Consider the following 22,400-nt stretch of genomic DNA (forward strand, 5'->3'; position numbering starts at 1 on the left):
TGCATCGGGATTCACGTTGGAGCTGCCGACGGCTGCGATCTTTTGCTTTCAGGATTGAGATCGTTCCCACGCTCTGCGTGGGAACGCATCCTGGGACGCTCCGCGTTCCGCCTGTGAAATGTGACGCGGAGCGTCACGGGCGGCATTCCCACGCGGAGCGTGGGAACGATCAAGAAGAACTGATTTTTGCGCTCAAGCTGATGGCCTATTCGCGAGCTTGCTCGCGAAGGCGTCTTCGAAGTCTCAGTAATCATCCCCGCGATCAGTGACGTCCTTCTCGACCATCGGCGCGTTCGGGTCCTGTCCCTCGGGGAATTTGCCTTTCAGGTTCCAGGCAAACGCGATGATCTCGGCGATGGTGCGATAGAGCTCTTCGGGAATGCTGTCGCCCAGTTCCATCCGCGCCAGCAGGCGCACCAGTTCGGCGTTTTCGTAGATGGGCACTTCGTAATCGCGAGCGATGCGCAGAATTTCTTCGGCCAGTTCTTCGTCGCCCTTGGCGGTGAGGGTCGGGGCGTGGTTGCCGTCGTATTTGAGGGCGATGGCCTGGCGTGGGGCAGTGGAATCGTTCATGCGGTTTCGTCGACCCAGCGGTGTTCGAGGCGGGTTTGGTTGCCTTGCGGCGGAGTGCCGTGGTGGCAGTCGAGGTCGCCGACGTTGAGCCCGGAGTCGAGCAAGCGCTGGCGCAGGGCGAACAGGTTGTTCTCAATCAGGTCGGCGGTGTACGGACGCTCAGCCCACAGCTGACTGGACAGGCTGCCGGCGATCAGTTGCGCCTGAATCTGCATCGGCCCGAGCGGTTCCAGATCGAAGGCCAGATCGACGCGCCACAGTTGCTGTTTGGCTTCGCGCTCATCGCGGCGTTCGTGCGGCTGCGGTTCGCGCTCCGGCGCTTCTTCACGCTGGAATTTGACCTGCAACGGCACGATGTCCTGCAGGTTGCGCATGGGGATTTCCAGCTGCCAGGTGCTGAGCAGGCGGCCATCGTCAGTGACGCCGGTCTGTTCCAGGCTCGACAGCTGGTGGCTCTGCAGACGCGACACCGCAGCGGCGGCGAGGCGCAGCAGTTGTTCGAGATCACCTTCGCCTTCCAGTTTCGCCAGCAGTCGTTCAGGCAACGGGAAGCTGCTCGGCACCGGTTTGGCGCTGACTTGGCCGAGGGTGCCGAGGGCGTTCCGGACGAAACTCGGCAGCGCTTGCGCCAGGGTATTGGCGGCGATGATCGCATTGAAATTGGTGTTGCTCGGCAGGCCCGGGGTCAGTTGCGCGATCAGCTTGAGCAGGTCGGCTTTCATGTCCGGGGCGAGAGTCGGGTTTTGTCCGCCGAGCAGTTTCGCTTCGAGGAACGCACCGCTGTTGGCCAAGGCCAGCGCCACGCCTTTGGCGGTGCTCATTTGTTGCACGTCCGGCAGGCTGGCGAGCAACTTGTCGACCACCGCGCGCAGATCGGCCGAAGTTTGATCGCTGGATGGCGGCAGGCTCTGCAACAACTTCAGCAAGCCATCGAGCGAGCCCTGACGACTTTGCTGACCGAGCAATTGCTGACTCACCGCCAGTTGTTCCTGACGGCTGCTCAGCGGCACGAATTTGAGGGTCTGCGCATCCTGCACCTGCGCCGACAACAGGGTGCCGATGCGCAGCGGTTGCGGGCTGTCGACGGTCAAAGTGCTGCCGCTCAATGCGGTGTTGAGCAGGGTGACCATCGAGCGAAATACCGCCGCTTGCCCCGGCGTCTGCGGCAGAGCTTGCGAGGTCACGACTTTGCCTTGCAGCAAGGTGCCGGCGGGCAATTGCGCGGTATCGATGCGGGTCAGGGTGGCGACGCTGCTGGCAATCGCTTGTTGTACGGTGATCGCCAGATTGCCGGCCGACGGCTGAGTGATCGCCAGGTTGGTGCCCTGTGGCAACGGCAGGTTGCTGCTGGCCTGCACGGTGGTCTGACGGCCGCTGTCGAGGGTCACCTTGAGCAGCAATTCAAAGGTCTGATCGGCCTGCTTGAGCGACAACACCTCAGCCTTGGCGCTTTGCCCCGCGCCGATCAAGCCCTCGACCGGCGTCAGCAGCTTGAGCAGTTCACCCGTCTGCGGGCGAGCGCTCGCCGGCACGGTGGGCGGCAGCGGGAGGATGTTCATTTCGCCTGTCATACGCGGACACAACCTGAGGAAATTGCGCTCTTGAGAGTAAGGCACGGCATGTATAATGCCGCGCGTCGTGCGCTTCGTTCAAAAAACCTGGCAATTGTTTGATCCAGCTCGCCAGATCGAGCGATCAAAGCATCTATGCTGCATCTCTTTAACGGCCGCTCCAGAGCCGACTTGAACCGTATAAGGCCCGTGATCCCTTGACCAGTCCTGTCCTGCAAACCGTTGCCCTGGCGTGTGAACGCGATCTCAGGCTGCTTTTCGAAAAGCTCGAATTGCGCCTGGCCAGTGGTGACATGGTGCAGATCAGCGGCCCCAACGGCAGCGGCAAGACCAGCCTTTTACGTCTGCTCGCCGGTTTGATGCAACCCACCGACGGCCAGGTGCTGCTCAACGGTCAGCCGCTGACCGAGCAACGCAGCGAACTGGCGCGAAACCTGTTGTGGATCGGCCACGCCGCCGGGATCAAGGATCTGCTCACTCCTGAAGAAAACCTTTCCTGGCTCTGCGCCCTGCATCATCCCGCCGAACGCGAGACGATCTGGCAGGCGCTGGCAGCAGTAGGATTGCGCGGTTTCGAAGACGTTCCCTGCCACAGTCTTTCCGCCGGCCAACAGCGCCGTGTGGCGCTGGCGCGGTTGTATCTGGACAGCCCGCCGTTGTGGATTCTCGACGAACCGTTCACCGCGCTGGACAAGCAGGGCGTCGCTCAGTTGGAAGAGCATCTGGCCGGCCACTGCGAACGCGGCGGTCTGGTGGTGCTGACCACCCACCACACCCTGAGCCGCATGCCGGCCGGTTATCGCGACATCGATCTGGGGAAATGGGCGGTATGAGCGTCTTCGGCCTGCTGCTTGCCCGCGAATCGCGACTGCTGTTCCGCCGCCCGGCGGAGCTGGCCAATCCGCTGATTTTCTTTGCCATCGTCATTGCCCTTTTCCCGCTGGCCGTCGGCCCGGAAACTCAAGTCTTGCAAAACCTGTCCCCGGGGTTAGTCTGGGTGGCGGCGTTGTTGTCGGTCCTGCTGTCGCTGGACGGATTGTTTCGCAGTGACTTCGAAGACGGCTCGCTGGAGCAGTGGGTCCTTTCGTCGCACCCGCTGCCGCTTCTGGTCCTGGCCAAGGTGCTGGCACACTGGCTGTTCTCCGGTCTGGCACTGGTGCTGCTGTCGCCGTTGCTGGCGTTGATGCTCGGCTTGCCCGCTGCGTGTCTGCCGGTGCTGCTGCTGTCGTTGTTGCTCGGTACGCCGGTGTTGAGCCTGCTCGGTGCAGTCGGCGCGGCGCTGACGGTCGGCCTGAAGCGCGGCGGCCTGTTGCTGGCGCTGCTGATTCTGCCGTTGTACATCCCGGTGTTGATCCTTGGCAGTGGCGCGTTGCAAGCGGCGTTGCAGGGCATGCCGGCGACCGGATACCTGTTGTGGATGGCCAGCCTCACAGCGCTGGCGATCACCCTGACACCCTTTGCAATAGCCGCTGGCCTGAAGATCAGCGTCGGCGAATAATAATGAGGCCTGGTCAAAAATTGACCACTTCTTCCAGAAGAAAGGCATGACCCTCTGCCAGCTCGCGATGATGAGCGGCAACCGTGATGGAAACAGTATGAACTGGACCTGGTTTCACAAGCTCGGCTCGCCCAAGTGGTTCTACGGCATCAGCGGCAAGTTCCTGCCGTGGTTGAGCATTGCAGCGTTGCTGCTGATCGGCGTTGGCGTGGTCTGGGGCCTGGCCTTCGCGCCGCCGGATTACCAGCAAGGCAACAGCTTTCGCATCATCTATATCCACGTGCCAGCGGCGATGCTCGCCCAGTCGATCTACGTGATGCTCGCGGTGTGCGGTGTGGTCGGGCTGGTGTGGAAAATGAAGCTGGCCGACGTTGCCCTGCAATGCGCCGCACCGATAGGTGCGTGGATGACTGCCGTGGCGCTGGTTACCGGGGCCATCTGGGGCAAGCCGACCTGGGGCTCGTGGTGGGTTTGGGATGCGCGCCTGACCTCGATGCTGATTCTGCTGTTTCTGTATTTCGGCGTGATCGCGCTGGGCAATGCCATTAGCAATCGCGACAGCGCCGCCAAGGCCTGCGCGGTGCTGGCGATTGTTGGCGTGATCAACATTCCGATCATCAAATACTCGGTGGAGTGGTGGAACACCCTGCACCAGGGCGCGACGTTCACCCTCACGGAAAAGCCGGCGATGCCCGCGGAAATGTGGCTGCCGCTGCTGCTGACGGTGCTGGGTTTCTACTGCTTCTTCGGCGCCGTGCTGTTGCTGCGCATGCGTCTGGAAGTGCTCAAGCGCGAGGCCCGCGCCAGTTGGGTGAAAGCTGAAGTGCAGCAGAGTCTGGAGGCGGCGCGATGAGTTTTGCTTCATTCGGCGATTTTCTCGCCATGGGCCATCACGGCCTGTATGTCTGGTCGGCCTACGGCATCTGCCTGACGGTGCTGGCCCTCAACGTGGTGGCGCCGATTGCGGCGCGCAAGCGTTATTTGCAACAAGAGGCGCGTCGTCTGCGCCGGGAGAACGGCAAGTGAATGCGCTGCGCAAAAAACGTCTGATCATCATTCTGGCGATTCTGGTCGGAGTGGGCGCTGCTGTTGGCCTGGCCCTGAGCGCGCTGCAGGAAAACATCAATCTGTTTTACACGCCGACGCAGATCGCCAACGGCGAAGCGCCGCAGGACACGCGCATCCGCGCCGGCGGCATGGTCGAGGCCGGTTCGCTGCAACGCTCCAAGGATTCGCTGGACGTCAAATTCGTCGTCACCGATTTCAACAAATCCGTGACCATCGCCTATCGCGGCATCCTCCCGGATCTGTTCCGCGAAGGGCAGGGCATCGTCGCCCTCGGCAAGCTCAACGCCGATGGCGTGGTAGTGGCTGATGAAGTGCTGGCCAAGCACGACGAGAAGTACATGCCGCCGGAAGTGACCAAAGCGCTCAAGGACAGCGGTCAATCCGCGCCGACGCCTGTGAAGGAGGGTTGATCGATGGCCGCCGCACTGTTTATTCCTGAGCTGGGCCATCTGGCGATGATCCTCGCGCTGTGTTTTGCACTCGTCCAAGCGCTGGTGCCGATGCTCGGCGCGTGGCGCGGTGACCGCTTGTGGATGAGCCTGGCGCAACCGGCGGCGTGGGGCCAGTTTGCCTTTTTGCTGTTTGCCTTCGGCTGCCTGACCTACGCGTTCATGACCGACGATTTCTCGGTCGGCTACGTGGCGATGAACTCCAACAGCGCGCTGCCGTGGTACTACAAATTCAGCGCGGTGTGGGGCGCCCACGAAGGTTCGCTGCTGCTGTGGGCGTTGATCCTCGGCGGCTGGACCTTCGCCGTGTCGGTGTTCTCCCGGCAGTTGCCGCAAGTCATGCTCGCCCGGGTACTGGCGGTGATGGGCATGATCAGCACCGGTTTCCTGCTGTTCCTGATTCTGACCTCGAACCCGTTTTCGCGGATCCTGCCGCAGATTCCCGCCGACGGTCGCGACCTTAACCCGTTGCTGCAAGACATTGGCCTGATCGTGCATCCGCCGATGCTGTACATGGGTTACGTCGGTTTCTCGGTAGCGTTCGCGTTCGCTATCGCCGCGCTGCTCGGCGGGCGTCTCGATGCAGCGTGGGCGCGCTGGTCGCGGCCATGGACCATCGTCGCCTGGGCCTTCCTCGGTATCGGCATCACCCTCGGTTCGTGGTGGGCGTATTACGAACTCGGCTGGGGCGGCTGGTGGTTCTGGGACCCGGTGGAAAACGCCTCGTTCATGCCGTGGCTGGTCGGCACCGCGCTGATTCACTCGCTGGCGGTTACCGAAAAGCGTGGCGTGTTCAAGAGCTGGACGGTGTTGCTGGCGATCGCCGCGTTCTCGTTGAGCCTGCTCGGCACCTTCCTCGTACGCTCGGGCGTGCTGACTTCGGTGCATGCCTTCGCTTCGGATCCCGAGCGCGGTGTGTTCATCCTGATTTTCCTGCTGTTCGTGGTCGGCGGTTCGCTGACGCTGTTTGCGCTGCGTGCGCCGGTGGTGAAAAGTCAGGTTGGCTTCAATCTGTGGTCGCGTGAGACTTTGCTGCTGGGCAACAACCTGGTGCTGGTCGTGGCTGCATCGATGATCCTGCTTGGCACGTTGTATCCGCTGATTCTTGATGCCATCAGCGGCGCCAAGCTGTCGGTCGGCCCGCCATACTTCAACGCGTTGTTCATCCCGTTGATGGCGTTGCTGATGCTGGTCATGGCGATCGGTGTGATCGTGCGCTGGAAGGACACGCCAGTGAAATGGCTGGCGAGCATGCTCACTCCGGTGCTGCTCGGCAGCGTCGCATTGGCCGTGGTGGCCGGCGTGGCGTACGGCGATTTCAACTGGGCAGTGATCGCGACGTTCCTGCTGGCGGCGTGGGTGTTGCTCGCCGGCGTGCGCGATCTGTCCGACAAGACCCGGCACAAAGGCCTGATCAAAGGTTTGCCGACGCTGACCCGCAGTTATTGGGGCATGCAGATCGCCCACCTCGGCATCGCCGTGTGCGCGTTGGGCGTGGTGTTGTCGAGCCAGAACAGTGCCGAGCGCGACCTGCGTCTGGCGCCGGGCGAGTCGATGGATCTGGCCGGCTATCAGTTCGTCTTCGAAGGCGCCAAGCATTTCGAGGGGCCGAATTTTACCTCCGACAAAGGCACCATCCGCGTCATTCGCGACGGCAAGGAAATCAGCGTGCTGCATCCGGAAAAACGTCTGTACACCGTGCAGAACTCGGTGATGACCGAAGCCGGCATCGATGCCGGTTTCACTCGCGATCTCTACGTAGCCCTCGGCGAGCCGCTGGATAACGGCGCCTGGGCCGTGCGCGTTCACGTCAAACCGTTCGTGCGCTGGATCTGGTTCGGCGGCTTGCTCACCGGATTGGGTGGTTTGCTGGCGGCGCTGGATCGGCGTTATCGGGTCAAGGTGAAAAGCAAAGTGCGCGAAGCGCTGGGCATGACGGGAGCGGCGGCATGAGGCGTTGGTTGATGTTGTTGCCGCTGGCGATTTTTCTGCTGGTGGCAGTGTGTCTTTATCGTGGGCTGTATCTGGATCCGGCGGAGCTGCCGTCGGCGATGATCGACAAGCCGTTCCCGGAGTTTTCCCTGCCGAGTGTGCAGGGTGACAAGACGCTGACCAAGGCCGACATTCTCGGCAAACCGGCGCTGGTCAATGTCTGGGGCACCTGGTGCATCTCCTGCCGCGTCGAGCACCCGGTGCTGAACAAACTCGCCGAGCGCGGCGTGGTGATCTACGGCATCAACTACAAGGACACCAATGCCGACGCCTTGAAGTGGCTGGCCGATTTTCACAATCCGTATGCGCTGGATATTCGTGACGACGAGGGTTCGCTGGGCTTGAATCTTGGTGTCTACGGCGCGCCGGAAACCTTCTTCATCGACGCCAAAGGCATCATCCGCGACAAGTTCGTCGGGGTGATCGACGAGCAGGTCTGGCGCGAAAAACTCGCGGCCAAGTATCAGGCGCTGGTCGATGAGGCCAAGCCATGAAGGGTTTTCTCGCAGCGGTGGTGCTGGGTTTGAGCCTGGCCGGTGTCGCCCATGCGGCCATCGACACCTACGAATTTGCCAAAGAGGGCGACCGCGAGCGTTTCCGCGAACTGACCAAGGAACTGCGCTGCCCCAAATGCCAGAACCAGGACATCGCCGACTCCAACGCACCGATTGCCGCCGACCTGCGCAAAGAGATTTTCCGCATGCTCGGCGAGGGCAAGGACAATCAGCAGATCATCGACTTCATGGTCGATCGCTACGGTGATTTCGTCCGCTACAAACCGGCGCTCAATGCCAAGACCGCGCTGCTGTGGTTCGGCCCGGCCGGGCTGCTGCTCGGTGGATTCGTGGTGATCGCGCTGATCGTGCGCAGGCGTCGCGGGCAACGCGCCGAAACGCCGTCATCGCTGTCTGCCGAAGAACGTCAGCGCCTCGACCAACTGTTGGATAAAAACCAAGAATGATTGATTTCTGGCTCGCCGCAGGGCTGTTGCTTCTGGTCGCCCTGAGTTTTCTGCTGATCCCGGTACTGCGCGAACGCCGCGCCCAGCGGGAAGAAGATCGCACCGCGTTGAACGTCGCGCTGTACCAGGAACGGGTGGCCGAGCTGCAAGCGCAGCAGGCCGAGGGCGTGCTCGACGCCGCGCAACTGGACAGCGGCCGCGCGGAAGCTGCGCGTGAACTGCTCGCCGACACCGAAGGCGCCGTCGCGCCGCGTGTCTCGCGCCTGGGTAAACCGTTGCCGCTGCTGGCCGCCGTGCTGGTACCGGTGCTGGGTCTCGGTCTGTACCTGCATTTCGGCGCCGCCGACAAGGTCGAACTGACCCGCGAATTCGCTCAGGCACCGCAGTCGATGGAAGAGATGACCCAGCGTCTGGAACGTGCGGTTGCCGCGCAACCGGATTCCGCTGAAGGCTTGTATTTCCTCGGCCGTACCTACATGGCTCAAGACCGTCCGGCAGACGCGGCGAAGATGTTCGAACGCGCCGCCAACCTCGCCGGTCGCCAGCCGGAACTGCTCGGCCAGTGGGCGCAGGCGCAGTATTTTGCTGACGGTAAAAAGTGGTCGGAGCAGATTCAGAAACTGACCGACGAAGCGCTGAAGGCCGATCCGAAGGAAGTTACCAGCCTCGGCCTGCTCGGCATCGCCGCGTTCGAAGGCGAGCGTTATCAGGAGGCCATCGACTACTGGAATCGCCTGCTCGCGCAACTGCCGCCGGATGACAACTCTCGCGTTGCGCTGCAAGGCGGCATCGAGCGTGCCGCCGAACGCTTGAAAGCCAGCGGCGGCAAAGTTGCCGAGGCAGCGGCGCCGAAAAGCGCGTTGCTGACAGTCAGCGTTGATCTGGCCAGCGACCTCAAGAGCAAGGTGCAACCGGGCGACAGCGTGTTCATCTTCGCCCGCGCCACTTCTGGCCCACCGGCGCCGCTGGCGGCCAAACGTCTGACCGTGGCTGACCTGCCGGTGACCGTCGAACTGGGCGATGCCGACGCAATGATGCCGCAGTTGAAACTGTCCAACTTCCCTGAAGTCCAACTGGTTGCGCGTATCTCACGGGCCGGTCAACCGACTGCCGGTGAGTGGATTGGTCGCAGCGGCCCAGTGGCCAGCAGCACCACCGCGCCACAAAAACTGACCATCGACAGCCCGGACAAGTAACCGGACCCAACAGGAAAGCACCGCCATGCACACCATCGCCCGCATCACAGTCCTCACACTGGCCCTGGGCTTGAGTGCATGTGCGGTACAACGCCCGGAACCGACCACCAGCCTGCCGCCGATCCCGCCGTCTCAGCCAAGCCCGACCCCGTCGACCTCGCCGACCCCCGGCAAAAGCATCCCGGCCAAACCCGCCAAGCCCGTGCCACGTACCTCGGCCAGCTTCGCCCCGCCACCGGGCGGCAACAGCCACTGGGACCAGAAACTCGGCGTCTACGTGCTCGACGACCAGACCAACACCTTCTACCGCCAGCGCACCTACTACCGCTGGAACAACGGCTGGAGCCGCTCGGTCAGCCCCAACGGCCCGTGGGAAGACACCAACATCCACGGCGTCCCGCCGGGGTTGGGCAAGAAGTTCGGGCAGTAAGAGAAACGGCGATCTTGGGATCGCCGTTTTTTTTGCCGTTTGAATCACACCTTGTAAAACAACCAACCGTCACCCCGTCCCATTCTGCGCTTGAGTAAAGATAACTCTAGAGTTATTTTTAATGGGCCAAGCCAAGGAGGCGGTTGGTGCAGAGCAGGCTATTGATGAAGGAGCTGGAGGAGGCGGGCTGGACGCTGGATCGGGTTGCGGGCAGTCATCACATCTTCACTCATCGTTACAACCCGAACACGATTGCCGTCCCGCATCCGAAAAAGGATTTACCGCTGGGGACAATCAAAAGCATTCGGCGGCGCGCGGGGTTATTCAGCCCGCCAACCCGTCATGAAGGAGATCCGTAATGCAATATCCCATCTGCATCGAGTGGGGTGACGAGAACACTGCCATCGGCATTCAGATCCCCGATATTCCCGGCGCAGTCACGGCCGGGGACAGCTTTGAGGAGGCCTACAACGCGGCCGTGGAAGTGGCTCACCTCATGCTGCAAGAGATCGCGGCGGCCGGTCAGGCGATTCCGATGCCGACCTCGGCAGCGGCGCATCGCAATCATCCGGATTTTGCCGAGATGGGCTGGGGCATGCTGGAGCTGGATATCTCGCCGTACCTGGGCAAGACCGAAAAGGTCAACGTTACGCTGCCCGGCTATGTGATTCAGCGTATTGATCGCTATGTACGCGAGCATAACGTCAAAAGCCGCTCTTCGTTTCTGGCGGATGCGGCGATGGAGAAACTGGTTCGGTATTGAAGGTACGTCCAATTGTGGGAGCGAGCCTGCTCGCGAAAGCGGTGTGTCAGTCGGTGCAAACATGATCTGAGCTGACGCCTTCGCGAGCAGGCTCGCTCCCACACTGGTTTTGTGCTTTGCAGTGATTCGAAGGTCACCCAAAACCTGTGGGAGCGAGCTTGCTCGCGAAGCTTTTGAAGCCTTAAGCCGTGGCCAATGAAGCGCGTCGTGAAACACTCAGAAACCGCACCAACGCCAACAACGGAAACACGCTACCAACAATCACGATCCACAACCAGCCGCCATGCTCGTACACCGCGCTGGCCACCGAGGAGCCGAAGGCGCCGCCGATGAAGATGCTGGTCATGTACAGCGCGTTCAAACGGCCACGACTTTTCGCGTCCAGCGAGTACACCGCGCGTTGGCCGAGGACCATGTTCATCTGCACGCAGAAGTCCAGCACCACGCCGGTCACGGCCAGGCCGATGACGCTGTAGGCCGGGTGGATGAAGGCGGGGAGGAAACTCAGGCTGGCGAACAGCATGGCCAGCAGCGAGGCGATGCGTGTGTGACCGGCATCAGCGAGGCGGCCGCTGATTGGCGCGGCGATGGCACCGATGGCGCCCACCAGAGCGAAGATCGCGATTTCGCTTTGCGACAGGCCATGGTTGCGTGCAAGTTCCAGTGGCACGGCGGTCCAGAACAGGCTGAACGTGGCAAACATGCAACCCTGGTAAAACGCCCGCTGACGCAGCACCGGTTGCTGGCGCAGCAGTGTCCACAGCGAGCCGATCAATTGGCCATAAGTTGCGCTGTGATCCGGCTGGCGCTTGGGCACGGTCAGTGCCAGCACCACGCTGATTGCCGCCATCAACGCTGCGGCGATCATGAACATGGCGCGCCAGCCGAGGTGATCGGCGACCACACTCGACACCGGTCGCGCCAACAGAATGCCCAGCAGCAAACCGCCCATGATCCCGCCCACCACGCGACCACGGGATTCTTCCGGCGCCAGATGCGCGGCCAGCGGAATCAGGATCTGCACCGACACCGAGCTGAAGCCGACCAGCAACGAGATCAGCAGAAATACGTTCGGTTGCTCGGTAAACGCTGCGCCAAGCAGACTGGCAATCGCCACGACCGTGGTGATGATCATCAGCCGCCGGTTCTCCAGCAGATCCCCCAGCGGCACCAGAAAGAACAGGCCCAACGCATAGCCGATCTGCGTCAGCGAGACAATGAAACTGGCCATGGTGTCGGAGAGGTCGATGTCCGGCGCGATCAGGCCAATAATCGGTTGTGCGTAGTAGATGTTGGCAACGATGGCGCCGCAGCAGAACGCGAACAGCAGGACCATGCCTCGGGTCATTGCGTGAGGAGTGGTGGTCATAGGGGATCTCGGGTCGGGCACAGGAAAGGGCTGAGGCTAATGGACAACGTGGACTGGCAGAAGACGTTTTCGGATGATAACTGTTATTACGCCGTGTAATGACCAGTATTCCCACGCAACAAAAAGGCGACCCGGTGGGTCGCCTTTTGATTTTTCAGATCAAGCCTTACTGCCCGCTGTAAATCTGATCGAACACGCCACCATCATTGAAGTGGGTTTTCTGCACCGTGCGCCAGTCACCAAACGTCTTCTCCACCGAAAGGAAATCGACTCTCGGGAAACGGTCGGTGTACTTCGCCAGCACCGCCGGGTCACGCGGGCGCAGGTAGTTGGCCGCCGCAATTTCCTGTCCTTCCGGCGACCACAGGTACTTCAGATACTCATCAGCCGCAGCGCGCGAGCCTTTCTTGTCGACGACTTTATCGACCACCGAAACCGGTGGCTCGGCTTCTGCGGAGACGCTTGGGTAGATGACTTCGAACTGATCGCGACCGAACTCGCGAGCGATCATTTCCGCTTCGTTTTCAAAGGTCACCAGCACGTCGCCGATCTGGTTGGTCATGAACGTGGTGGTGGCGGCGCGGCCACCGGTGTCGAGCACCGGCGCCTGTTTGAACAGCTTGCCGACGAAATCCTTGGCCTTGTTCTCATCGCCGCCGTTTTTCAGCACGTAGCCCCAGGCTGACAGGTAGGTGTAGCGGCCATTACCGGAAGTTTTCGGGTTGGGCACGATGACCTGAACGCCGTCCTTGAGCAGGTCCGGCCAGTCTTTCAAGGCTTTCGGGTTGCCCTTGCGGACGATGAACACCGTGGCCGAGGTAAACGGTGCGCTGTTGTTCGGCAGGCGCGTGACCCAGTTGTCCGGGACCAGTTTGCCGTTGTCGGCGAGGGCATTGATGTCGGTGGCCATGTTCATGGTGATGACGTCAGCCGGCAGGCCGTCGATCACCGAACGCGCCTGCTTGCTCGAGCCGCCGAAGGACATCTGCACGGTGATGTTTTCGTTGTGCTCGGCTTGCCAGTGCTTCTGGAACGCAGTGTTGTAGTCCTTGTAGAAATCGCGCATCACGTCGTAGGAAACGTTGAGCAGCGTCGGTGCTGCCTGGGCGATGTTGGCCAAGGCCAGGCCGGCGGCGAGAAGTGAGGCGCCAAAGAGTTTTTTCACTGCGCATTCCTTGTTCTGTGGGGTGTCGTGTCAAAAATGAGGCGATTTGCCAGCGACTATAGCGGGCCTCGCATAGTCGCTTAAAGATTAAAAAGCTCTGTGCTTATTCCACTTTCTTGAACAGCTGACTGCCGCAGCGCGAACAGAACGCTGCGCTCTGCTCGTGGGTCTTTTTCTGGCAGCCCGGGCAGTCATGTTGCAGCTGTTCGCCGCGCATGGCGTTGGCCAGCTCAGCGGTGAAAATCCCTGTGGGCACGGCTATGATCGAGTAACCGGTGATCATCACCAGCGAAGAAATCACCTGGCCCAGCGGCGTCTTCGGCACGATGTCGCCGAAGCCCACAGTGGTCAAGGTCACGATCGCCCAATAGATGCCCTTGGGAATACTGGTGAAGCCATGCTCCGGGCCTTCGATCACGTACATCAGCGTGCCGAACACCGTCACCAGCGTGCACACGCTGACCAGAAACACGACGATTTTCTGCTTGCTGCCGCGCAGCGCCGACATCAGATAGTTGGCTTGCTTGAGATACGGGCTGAGCTTGAGCACGCGGAAAATCCGCAGCATCCGAATGATGCGGATGATCAGCAGATACTGCGCATCGCTGTAATACAGCGCGAGGATGCCCGGCACGATCGCCAGCAGATCCACCAGGCCATAAAAGCTGAAGGCATAGCGCAGTGGCTTGGGCGAGCAGTACAGACGCAGGATGTACTCGCCGAGGAAAATCGCCGTGAAGCCCCACTCGATATAGGCCAGAACGTCGGCGTAATTACGGTGAATGCTGTCGATACTGTCGAGCATCACGATCACCAGGCTGGCGAGGATGATCACCAGCAGGATGCCGTCGAAGCGACGCCCGGCCGGGGTGTCGCTCTGGAAAATCATGACGTAGAGCCGTTCGCGCCAATTGTTGCTGCTGTCCATGGATAACGCCTGAATCGAAGATCAGCGCAGCCTAGGGTGATTCTCCTCGTGAGCGCAAGACTCATGCGCAAGCGACGCTTTGCCAAGCATTTGAATACCGGCACGAATCAACCAGCAGGCGAGGATGAACGGCGCGGTCAGCGTCGCCAACCCAAGGGCGGCAAACAGCGGCGTCACCAGCAGCGCCAGGACAATGGCGAGCAGCGGCAGCCACGGATTTTGTCGTTGAGCGCTGAAGGCGAGGGCGGCGAGTACGGCGTTGTAGCCACCGAGCCCAAGCAGCGCGGCGGAGGTTTCGTGGTGCAGCAGACTCGAGCCGAGGCCGATCGCCGACGCCAGTAGCGCCCAGCAGAACGCGCGGCGATCAGCAATCAGCAAACCGCTGGCAATCAACGCCCCGGCCAATGGATGGTCGAGAAACATCACCTGGCCGAATCCGCGCAGTTCAGCGGCCAGCAGATTTGTCGTGTTCAGGTCGACCGATGCCGCCGGCGCGGACGGCTCGGCGAACATCAGCAGCACCCAGCTGATCGCCACGAACGGCGAGGTATACGCCGGTATGGCGCGACTGCGGTACACGTGTTTGAGCCATTGCTGAGTGAGCATCGCACTCAAGCCGCCTGCTGCAAGAATCAACGGCGGCAGCAGTGGCGACCAAGGGAAATACAGGCTCAGCAGCAGGCCGAGCAGCACGCCGTTGTAGCTGAACAACCCGGCCTGGCGATCGGCCTTGGCGTAGTTGCGCCGCTGCGCGGTGAGCAGACCGGCAACGCCACCGAGCAGCGCCCCGGCGAACAGCACCGGCGCGGTCAGCAGAATCGCTAACAGACACAGCAGCCCGCACAGCGGATGGCGCTGGAAGAAAATCTGACTGAAACCGTTGAGCAAAGCCTCGGCCCAGTCGGGGCAGTGGGTGTTGAAGTGATTGGCAGGCATGGCAGTTCATTCGGTGCAGATCGTTCCCACGCGCCGCAAAGGAATGCCTCAATGGACGCTCTGCGTCTGCTCTTGGGACGCGGAGCGTCCCGGGCTGCATTCCCACGCAGAGCGTGGGAACGATCATGGAGGGGGGTTAAATCAACGTTTCGATCCGCAGCGAATTGGTCGACCCCGGCTGCCCAAACGGCACGCCAGCGGTGATCAGCAGCGTGTCGCCACGCTCGGCCATGCCTTGCGCCTGAGCAATCTCCAGTGCCGTCGAGCAGACTTCGTCGACCTGACGCAGGCGATCGTTGACCACCGAATGAATGCCCCACGCCACGCTCAAGCGCCGCGCGGTTTGCAGGTTCGGCGTCAGATTGAGGATCGGTGCTTTCGGCCGTTCCCGCGATGCGCGCAACGTCGAGGCGCCGGACTCGCTGTAATTGACCAGCACCGCCACCGGCAGCACGTTGCTGATCCGGCGGATCGCGCAGCTGATCGCATCGGAAACCGTCGCCTCGGCTTTCGGACGGCTGACGTCGAGCTGGGTTTGATAATCCGGGCCGTTTTCAACCTGACGGATGATCTTGCTCATCATCTGCACGGCTTCCAGCGGGTATTCGCCGGACGCGGTTTCCGCCGAGAGCATCACCGCATCGGCGCCTTCGGCCACGGCGTTGGCGACGTCGGTGACTTCGGCGCGGGTCGGGGCAGGGGAGAAGCGCATCGACTCGAGCATCTGCGTCGCCACCACCACCGGTTTGCCCAGCGCACGGCAGGTGGTGATGATGTTTTTCTGAATCTGCGGCACGCTTTCCGCCGGCACTTCAACACCAAGGTCACCGCGAGCGACCATGATTGCGTCGCTCAACTCAGCAATCTCACGCAGTTGCTCGACCGCCGAGGGCTTTTCGATTTTCGCCATCAGGAATGCCTTGTCGCCGATCAACGCGCGGGCTTCGACAATGTCCTGTGGGCGCTGTACGAACGACAGCGCGACCCAGTCCACACCCAATTCCAGGCCGAAGCTCAGATCGCGGCGATCCTTGGCGGTCAGCGGGCTCAGGTCCAGCACCGCTTGCGGCACGTTCACACCTTTGCGATCAGACAGTTCGCCGCCGTTGAGCACGGTGGCGTCGATCGCATCGTTGTACTTGGTGACCACGCGCAGACGCAGCTTGCCGTCGTCGAGCAGCAGGTCCATGCCGGCTTCCAGCGCGGCAATGATCTCCGGATGCGGCAGGTTGACCCGGCGCTCATCGCCCGCTGTCGTATCGAGATCGAGGCGGAACGCCTGACCGCGATGCAACTGCACCTTGCCGTCAGCGAACTTGCCGACACGCAGTTTCGGCCCCTGCAGATCCATCAGAATGCCCAGCGGGTAGTTGAGCTGACGCTCGACCTCGCGGATCCACTGATAGCGCTTGGCGTGGTCGGCGTGATCGCCGTGGCTGAAGTTCAGGCGGAAGATGTTGACCCCGGCCTCGACCAGCTCGCGGATGTCGTCGATACCGTCGACCGCAGGGCCGAGGGTGGCGAGGATTTTGACCTTTTTATCAGGCGTCATGATTTGCAGTTCTCAAGGATCAGAATGGCGCGGAAGTCGTTGACATTGGTGCGGGTCGGCTCGGTGACGATCAGTGCATCGAGCGCCTGGAAGTAGCCATAGCCGTTGTTGTTATCCAGCTCGTCGCTGGCGCTCAGACCCAGTGCGGCGGCGCGGGCGTAGCTGTCCGGGGTCATGATCGCGCCTGCGTTGTCTTCCGAGCCGTCGATGCCATCGGTGTCGCCGGCCAGCGCGTAGACGCCGGGCTGGCCTTTGAGGCTGTCGGTCAGGCTGAGGAGGAATTCGGCATTGCGTCCGCCACGGCCATTGCCGCGCACGGTTACCGTGGTTTCACCCCCTGAGAGAATCACGCACGGCGCCGCCAGTGGCTGGCCGTGATTGATGATCTGTCGGGCGATGCCGGCGTGGACTTTCGCCACTTCACGGGATTCGCCTTCGAGGTCGCCGAGAATCAAGGTGCTGAAACCGGCCTGCCGGCATTTCACCGCCGCCGCGTCCAGCGATTGCTGCGGGCGGGCGATCAACTGGAAATGACTGCGCGCCAGGCTTGGGTCGCCGGGTTTGACCGTTTCCGATTCCGGACTTTGCAGCCAGGTACGCACGGAGGCGGGAATGTCGATGCCGTAGCGTTTGATGATCGCCAGCGCCTCGGCCGAAGTGCTCGGATCGGCCACAGTCGGGCCGGAGGCGATGACGGTGGCGAGGTCGCCCGGCACATCGGAAATCGCGTAGGTATAAACCGTCGCCGGCCAGCAGGCCTTGCCGAGGCGGCCGCCCTTGATCGCCGAGAGGTGCTTGCGCACGCAGTTCATCTCGCCGATGGTCGCGCCGGATTTGAGCAGGGCTTTGTTGATCGACTGCTTGTCAGCGAGGGTGATGCCTTCGGCCGGCAGGGCGAGCAGGGCAGAGCCGCCGCCGGAGAGCAGGAAGATCACGCGGTCGTCTTCAGTCAGGTTGCTGACCAGCTCCAGCACACGTTTGGCCACGGCCAGACCCGCCGCATCCGGCACCGGGTGTGCGGCTTCGACCACTTCGATTTTTTCGCACGGAGCGCCGTGGCCGTAGCGGGTCACCACCAGGCCGGTGACTTCACCCTCCCAGCAGCGCTCGACCACTTGCGCCATGGCAGCGGCGGCTTTGCCGGCGCCGATGACGATCACCCGGCCGGTACGATCGGCGGGCAAATGGGTTTCGAGGACTTGGTTCGGATGGGCCGCGTCGATGGCTGTGGCAAACAGCTCGCGCAGCAGTTGTTGCGGATCGACCGACATGGCGGGCTCCCAATCTTATTGTTCTTGGTTAATGCTGATGATCGTTCCCACGCGCCGCAAAGGAATGCCTCAATGGACGCTCTGCGTCCGCTTCGGCAGGGACGCGGAGCGTCCCGGGCTGCATTCCCACGCGGAGCGTGGGAACGAGCGACGGGGCAGGCTTTACTTATTGTCGCGAATCGAGAAATTGGCCATGTGTTCCAGGCCCTTGATCAGCGCCGAGTGGTCCCAGTTGCTGCCACCGATGGCCGCGCAGGTGCTGAATACCTGCTGGGCATTGGCGGTGTTCGGCAGGTTGATGTTCAGTTCCTTGGCGCCTTGCAGGGCCAGGTTCAGGTCCTTCTGGTGCAGGCTGATGCGGAAGCCCGGGTCGAAGGTGCCTTTGATCATGCGCTCGCCGTGCACTTCGAGAATCTTCGAAGAAGCGAAACCGCCCATCAGCGCTTCACGCACCTTGGCCGGATCGGCACCGTTTTTCGAGGCGAACAGCAGGGCTTCAGCGACAGCCTGAATGTTCAGCGCGACGATGATCTGGTTCGCCACTTTGGCGGTCTGGCCGTCGCCATTGCCGCCGACCAGCGTGATGTTCTTGCCCATGGCCTGGAACAGCGGCAGGGCGCGTTCGAAGGCATCGGCGTCGCCACCGACCATGATGCTCAGGGTGGCGGCCTTGGCGCCGACTTCACCGCCGGACACTGGCGCGTCGAGGTACTGCGCGCCTTTCTCATTGATCTTGGCGGCGAAGGCTTTGGTCGCGGTCGGCGAGATCGAGCTCATGTCGATGACCACTTTGCCTTTGCCGATGCCAGCGGCAACACCGTCGGCGCGGAACAGCACGTCGTCTACCTGCGGGGTATCCGGAACCATGACGATGATGAATTCGGCTTCCTGCGCCACTTCACGCGGGTTGGCCAGGGCGACGGCGCCAGCGGCGACCAGATCGGCCGGGGCCGCGTCGTGGTGTTGCGACAGGAACAGGCTGTGACCGGCTTTCTGCAGGTTCGCCGCCATTGGGTGGCCCATGATGCCGGTGCCGATGAATCCGATTTTAGCCATGAGAAAATCCTCTTGTTTTTGTCGTGCCCCCAACCCATGGCTGGTGAGCTTTTGTGGCGAGGGGATTTATCCCCGTTGGGCAGCGCAGCTGCCCCAGATTTTTTGCAATGCGTGGTCAGTCAGATTGCGTTGTGTGATTTCAACCAACCCAAGCCCGCTTCGGTGGTGGTCAGCGGTTTGTACTCGCAACCCACCCAACCCTGATAGCCGATGCGATCAAGGTGTTCGAACAGGAATCGGTAGTTGATCTCACCAGTGCCCGGCTCGTTGCGCCCCGGGTTGTCCGCGAGCTGCACATGGTTGATCTCGCCCAGGTGCGATTGCAGGGTGCGGGCCAGATCGCCTTCCATGATTTGCATGTGGTAGATGTCGTATTGCAGGAACAGATTGGCGCTGCCGACCTGCTCGCGAATCGACAGGGCTTGCGCCGTGTTGTTCAGGTAGAAACCGGGAATGTCGCGGGTGTTGATCGCTTCCATCACCAGTTTGATGCCCGCCGCTTGCAGCTTGTCGGCGGCATATTTGAGGTTGGCAACGAAGGTCTTTTCCACGGTGGCATCGTCAACGCCTTGCGGGCGGATACCGGCCAGGCAGTTGACCTGGGTGTTGCCCAGCACTTGTGCGTAGGCGATCGCCAGATCGACCCCGGCGCGGAACTCTTCGACCCGATCCGGCAGGCAGGCAATACCGCGCTCGCCCTTGGCCCAGTCACCGGCCGGCAGGTTGAACAGCACTTGGGTCAGCCCGTTGGCCTCAAGTTTTGCCTTGATTTCAGCCGAGCTGAAGTCGTACGGGAACAGGTATTCCACGCCACTGAAACCGGCCTTGGCGGCGGCGTCGAAACGGGCAAGGAAATCCTGTTCGGTGAACAGCATGGACAGGTTGGCTGCGAAACGCGGCATGGTGGTCTCCCGTAAATCTTGTGAGGTCCCCTGTGGGAGCGAGCTGTGGCGAGGGGATTTATCCCCGTTCGGCTGCGAAGCAGTCGTAAACCATTGTATGCGGTGTACCTGATACGCCGCGGTTTCAGGTTTTGAGGCCGCTTCGCGCCCTAACGGGGATAAATCCCCTCACCACACAGGCTCGCTCCCACAGGGAGAGCAGTCAGCAGTTAATCCAACATCGAAATCGCCGTCGGCGCGTCATTGCCGACCAGTGCCAGGTCTTCGAACTCGTTGACCGCGTTGATCTCGGTACCCATGGAGATGTTGGTCACACGCTCCAGAATGATCTCGACGATCACCGGCACCTTGAACTCTTCGATCATCTGTTCGGCCTTGCGCAGGGCAGGGGCGATTTCCGACGGTTCGAACACACGCAGCGCCTTGCAGCCGAGGCCCTCGGCGACTGCGATGTGGTCAACCCCGTAACCGTTGAGTTCCGGCGCATTCAGGTTATCGAAGGACAGCTGCACGCAGTAGTCCATTTCGAACCCGCGCTGGGCCTGACGGATCAGGCCCAGGTACGAGTTGTTCACCACGACGTGGATGTATGGCAGTTTGAACTGAGCGCCGACCGCCAGTTCTTCGATCATGAACTGGAAATCATAGTCCCCCGACAGGGCCACGACTTTGCGGTTCGGATCGGCCTTCACCACGCCCAGCGCCGCCGGAATGGTCCAGCCCAACGGGCCGGCCTGACCGCAGTTGATCCAGTGACGCGGCTTGTAGACGTGCAGGAACTGCGCGCCGGCAATCTGCGACAGACCAATGGTGCTGACGTAGCAGGTGTCCTTGCCGAACACCTGGTTCATTTCTTCGTAAACGCGCTGCGGCTTGACCGGCACGTTGTCGAAGTGGGTCTTGCGATGCAGGCTGGCCTTGCGCTGCTGGCAATCCTGCAGCCAGGCGCTGCGGTTTTTCAGCTTGCCGGCGGCTTGCCATTCACGGGCGACTTCGATGAACACGGTCAGCGCTGCCGCGGCGTCGGAAACGATGCCCAGATCCGGCGTGAACACGCGGCCGATCTGCGTGCCTTCGATGTCGACGTGAATGAACTTGCGACCTTCGGTGTACACGTCAACCGAACCGGTGTGGCGGTTGGCCCAACGGTTACCGATGCCCAGCACCACGTCGGATTTGAGCATCGTCGCGTTGCCGTAACGGTGCGAAGTCTGCAGACCGACCATGCCGACCATCAGCGGGTGATCGTCAGGGATGGTGCCCCAGCCCATCAGGGTCGGGATGACCGGAATACCAGTCAGCTCAGCGAATTCAACCAGCAGATCGCTGGCGTCGGCGTTGATGATGCCGCCGCCGGCCACCAGCAGTGGGCGCTCAGCCTGATCCAGCAAAGCCAAAGCTTTTTCAACCTGAACGCGGGTCGCAGTCGGCTTGGCCAATGGCAGCGGCTGGTAAGCGTCGATGTCGAATTCGATTTCGGCCATCTGCACGTCGAACGGCAGGTCGATCAGTACAGGGCCTGGACGGCCGGAGCGCATTTCATAGAAAGCTTTCTGGAACGCGTAAGGCACCTGGCCCGGCTCCAGAACGGTGGTCGCCCACTTGGTGACTGGCTTGACGATGCTGGTGATGTCGACTGCCTGGAAGTCTTCTTTATGCATACGGGCGCGGGGTGCTTGCCCGGTGATGCAAAGGATTGGAATCGAGTCGGCCGAGGCGCTGTAGAGCCCGGTGACCATGTCGGTACCGGCCGGGCCGGACGTGCCGATGCACACGCCGATGTTGCCGGCCTTGGTGCGGGTGTAGCCCTCGGCCATGTGCGAGGCGCCTTCAACGTGGCGAGCAAGGACGTGATCGATGCCACCGACCTTCTGCAAGGCGGAGTACAGCGGGTTGATCGCTGCGCCCGGGATGCCAAAAGCGGTATCAACCCCTTCACGGCGCATCACCAGAACGGCGGCTTCGATTGCTCTCATTTTGCTCATGGTTTTGTGCCTCTTTACGTTTTGTAATTGTATACAAGTGGCTTTGCGCAGAGTGTATTCACGGCGGACGGCGCAGGTCAATCCATTTTCTCAAGCGCCTGTTTCATTCGTCGGAAGCCCGCTGTGCTGTGGCTTTTCGTCGCATGTGGCGCTTCTCGAGAATTATTGTATACAAAAAAATAACTCATTGTGTTCTATTTGTGTCATCGGACTGCGGCACAAACGCGCAGTCCCACGACTTTCCCTATAACAAAATGAGGACGGCACCATGAGCGCTTTAACCTTGAAAGTCGCAGTCAACCTGGTCAGCGAAGCCATCAACGCAGGACGCGGCATCAACGCCGCACCGCTGACCATCGCGGTACTCGATAACGGCGGCCACCTGATCGCCCTGCAACGCGAAGACGGCGCCAGCCTGCTGCGCCCCGACATCGCCATCGGCAAAGCCTGGGGTGCCATCGCCCTGGGTAAAGGCTCACGCCTGCTCGCCCAGGACGCTCAACAACGCCCGGCGTTTTTTTCTTCGTTGAACAGCATGGGGCAGGGCAGCGTAGTGCCGGCACCGGGTGGCGTATTGATTCGCAACCAGGCCGGTGAAGTGCTCGGCGCGATCGGGATCAGTGGGGATTTGTCGGATGTCGATGAGCAGGTGGCGATCAGAGCGGTGGAGGCGCTGGATTTGCGGGCGGATGGCGGGGTGGTTTCCTGATCTCTGGTGCTTGATCGATAGTCATC

General features: G+C 61.5%; 24 protein-coding genes. 13 read left to right on the plus strand and 11 right to left on the minus strand.

Going from position 1 to position 22,400, the window contains the following annotated elements:
• Positions 1 to 243: 243 nt before the first annotated feature.
• Entirely contained in the window at positions 244 to 573 is a 330-nt protein-coding gene (locus tag F8N49_RS10900; RefSeq protein ID WP_071171454.1) for an EscU/YscU/HrcU family type III secretion system export apparatus switch protein, read from the minus strand.
• Positions 570 to 2,144 carry a flagellar hook-length control protein FliK gene (locus F8N49_RS10905; protein ID WP_073472748.1) on the minus strand — a complete coding sequence of 525 codons (1,575 nt, stop codon included), beginning with the start codon at positions 2,142 to 2,144 and terminating at the stop codon, positions 570 to 572. The genes F8N49_RS10900 and F8N49_RS10905 overlap by 4 nt, the downstream gene beginning before the upstream one ends.
• A gap of 197 nt (positions 2,145 to 2,341) precedes the next feature.
• On the opposite strand from F8N49_RS10905, the gene ccmA reads away from it, so the two are divergent.
• The 12 genes from ccmA (at position 2,342) to F8N49_RS10965 (ending at position 10,501) form a co-directional block, all read left to right on the plus strand.
• On the plus strand, positions 2,342 to 2,977 hold the full coding sequence (gene ccmA, locus F8N49_RS10910) for a cytochrome c biogenesis heme-transporting ATPase CcmA (protein ID WP_122704700.1): 636 nt from the start codon (positions 2,342 to 2,344) through the stop codon (positions 2,975 to 2,977).
• A complete protein-coding gene (gene ccmB / locus F8N49_RS10915; protein WP_039763615.1) occupies positions 2,974 to 3,642 on the plus strand; it encodes a heme exporter protein CcmB in 669 nt (222 codons plus the stop codon). The genes ccmA and ccmB overlap by 4 nt, the downstream gene beginning before the upstream one ends.
• A gap of 97 nt (positions 3,643 to 3,739) precedes the next feature.
• Positions 3,740 to 4,495, plus strand: coding sequence for a heme ABC transporter permease (locus F8N49_RS10920; RefSeq protein ID WP_122506031.1), 756 nt, complete (start codon positions 3,740 to 3,742; stop codon positions 4,493 to 4,495).
• Positions 4,492 to 4,668 (plus strand): heme exporter protein CcmD, encoded by a 177-nt coding sequence (gene ccmD, locus F8N49_RS10925; protein ID WP_071171457.1) that lies wholly within the window; start codon positions 4,492 to 4,494, stop codon positions 4,666 to 4,668. Before F8N49_RS10920 ends, ccmD begins: the two co-directional genes overlap by 4 nt.
• Entirely contained in the window at positions 4,665 to 5,120 is a 456-nt protein-coding gene (gene ccmE / locus F8N49_RS10930; protein ID WP_016771044.1) for a cytochrome c maturation protein CcmE, read from the plus strand. The genes ccmD and ccmE overlap by 4 nt, the downstream gene beginning before the upstream one ends.
• A 3-nt stretch (positions 5,121 to 5,123) precedes the next feature.
• Positions 5,124 to 7,112 (plus strand): heme lyase CcmF/NrfE family subunit, encoded by a 1,989-nt coding sequence (locus F8N49_RS10935; RefSeq protein WP_151551405.1) that lies wholly within the window; start codon positions 5,124 to 5,126, stop codon positions 7,110 to 7,112.
• A complete protein-coding gene (locus tag F8N49_RS10940) occupies positions 7,109 to 7,645 on the plus strand; it encodes a DsbE family thiol:disulfide interchange protein (protein ID WP_151551407.1) in 537 nt (178 codons plus the stop codon). Before F8N49_RS10935 ends, F8N49_RS10940 begins: the two co-directional genes overlap by 4 nt.
• Positions 7,642 to 8,112 carry a cytochrome c-type biogenesis protein gene (locus tag F8N49_RS10945; protein WP_073472741.1) on the plus strand — a complete coding sequence of 157 codons (471 nt, stop codon included), beginning with the start codon at positions 7,642 to 7,644 and terminating at the stop codon, positions 8,110 to 8,112. The genes F8N49_RS10940 and F8N49_RS10945 overlap by 4 nt, the downstream gene beginning before the upstream one ends.
• Complete coding sequence (ccmI, locus tag F8N49_RS10950) at positions 8,109 to 9,308, plus strand: c-type cytochrome biogenesis protein CcmI (protein ID WP_130930093.1); 1,200 nt, start codon at positions 8,109 to 8,111, stop codon at positions 9,306 to 9,308. Before F8N49_RS10945 ends, ccmI begins: the two co-directional genes overlap by 4 nt.
• Before the next feature lie 25 nt (positions 9,309 to 9,333).
• On the plus strand, positions 9,334 to 9,738 hold the full coding sequence (locus tag F8N49_RS10955) for a hypothetical protein (protein ID WP_073472737.1): 405 nt from the start codon (positions 9,334 to 9,336) through the stop codon (positions 9,736 to 9,738).
• 146 nt (positions 9,739 to 9,884) lie between these two features.
• The gene (locus F8N49_RS10960) at positions 9,885 to 10,097 is read left to right on the plus strand and encodes a type II toxin-antitoxin system HicA family toxin (protein ID WP_110645082.1); all 213 of its coding nucleotides are present in this window, start codon (positions 9,885 to 9,887) and stop codon (positions 10,095 to 10,097) included.
• Positions 10,097 to 10,501, plus strand: coding sequence for a type II toxin-antitoxin system HicB family antitoxin (locus F8N49_RS10965; RefSeq protein WP_016771035.1), 405 nt, complete (start codon positions 10,097 to 10,099; stop codon positions 10,499 to 10,501). The genes F8N49_RS10960 and F8N49_RS10965 overlap by 1 nt, the downstream gene beginning before the upstream one ends.
• Positions 10,502 to 10,682: 181 nt before the next feature.
• Here F8N49_RS10965 and F8N49_RS10975 read toward each other — a convergent pair whose 3' ends face one another.
• The 9 genes from F8N49_RS10975 to gcl all read right to left on the minus strand — a co-directional run bounded on the left by F8N49_RS10975 (position 10,683) and on the right by gcl (position 21,665).
• Positions 10,683 to 11,870 carry an MFS transporter gene (locus tag F8N49_RS10975; RefSeq protein ID WP_151551409.1) on the minus strand — a complete coding sequence of 396 codons (1,188 nt, stop codon included), beginning with the start codon at positions 11,868 to 11,870 and terminating at the stop codon, positions 10,683 to 10,685.
• Between the two features lie 166 nt (positions 11,871 to 12,036).
• Positions 12,037 to 13,035: a sulfate ABC transporter substrate-binding protein gene (locus tag F8N49_RS10980; protein ID WP_122602247.1), complete on the minus strand. Its 999-nt coding sequence runs from the start codon at positions 13,033 to 13,035 to the stop codon at positions 12,037 to 12,039.
• A 103-nt stretch (positions 13,036 to 13,138) separates the two neighbouring features.
• A complete protein-coding gene (locus tag F8N49_RS10985; RefSeq protein WP_016771032.1) occupies positions 13,139 to 13,963 on the minus strand; it encodes an ion transporter in 825 nt (274 codons plus the stop codon).
• 21 nt (positions 13,964 to 13,984) lie between these two features.
• Entirely contained in the window at positions 13,985 to 14,899 is a 915-nt protein-coding gene (locus F8N49_RS10990; RefSeq protein ID WP_151551411.1) for an urea transporter, read from the minus strand.
• A 136-nt stretch (positions 14,900 to 15,035) separates the two neighbouring features.
• Complete coding sequence (pyk, locus tag F8N49_RS10995) at positions 15,036 to 16,451, minus strand: pyruvate kinase (protein WP_151551413.1); 1,416 nt, start codon at positions 16,449 to 16,451, stop codon at positions 15,036 to 15,038.
• The gene (locus tag F8N49_RS11000) at positions 16,448 to 17,722 is read right to left on the minus strand and encodes a glycerate kinase (protein ID WP_073472722.1); all 1,275 of its coding nucleotides are present in this window, start codon (positions 17,720 to 17,722) and stop codon (positions 16,448 to 16,450) included. The genes pyk and F8N49_RS11000 overlap by 4 nt, the downstream gene beginning before the upstream one ends.
• A gap of 162 nt (positions 17,723 to 17,884) precedes the next feature.
• Positions 17,885 to 18,778 carry a 2-hydroxy-3-oxopropionate reductase gene (locus F8N49_RS11005; RefSeq protein ID WP_016771028.1) on the minus strand — a complete coding sequence of 298 codons (894 nt, stop codon included), beginning with the start codon at positions 18,776 to 18,778 and terminating at the stop codon, positions 17,885 to 17,887.
• A 119-nt stretch (positions 18,779 to 18,897) separates the two neighbouring features.
• On the minus strand, positions 18,898 to 19,680 hold the full coding sequence (hyi, locus tag F8N49_RS11010; RefSeq protein ID WP_095180741.1) for a hydroxypyruvate isomerase: 783 nt from the start codon (positions 19,678 to 19,680) through the stop codon (positions 18,898 to 18,900).
• A gap of 209 nt (positions 19,681 to 19,889) precedes the next feature.
• A complete protein-coding gene (gene gcl / locus F8N49_RS11015) occupies positions 19,890 to 21,665 on the minus strand; it encodes a glyoxylate carboligase (RefSeq protein WP_016771026.1) in 1,776 nt (591 codons plus the stop codon).
• 268 nt (positions 21,666 to 21,933) lie between these two features.
• On the opposite strand from gcl, the gene F8N49_RS11020 reads away from it, so the two are divergent.
• Positions 21,934 to 22,374 carry a heme-binding protein gene (locus F8N49_RS11020; RefSeq protein WP_122611610.1) on the plus strand — a complete coding sequence of 147 codons (441 nt, stop codon included), beginning with the start codon at positions 21,934 to 21,936 and terminating at the stop codon, positions 22,372 to 22,374.
• Positions 22,375 to 22,400: the final 26 nt, after the last annotated feature.

This window comes from Pseudomonas sp. GXM4, from assembly GCF_008923895.1.
GTDB classification, from domain to species: Bacteria; Pseudomonadota; Gammaproteobacteria; order Pseudomonadales; family Pseudomonadaceae; genus Aquipseudomonas; species Aquipseudomonas atacamensis.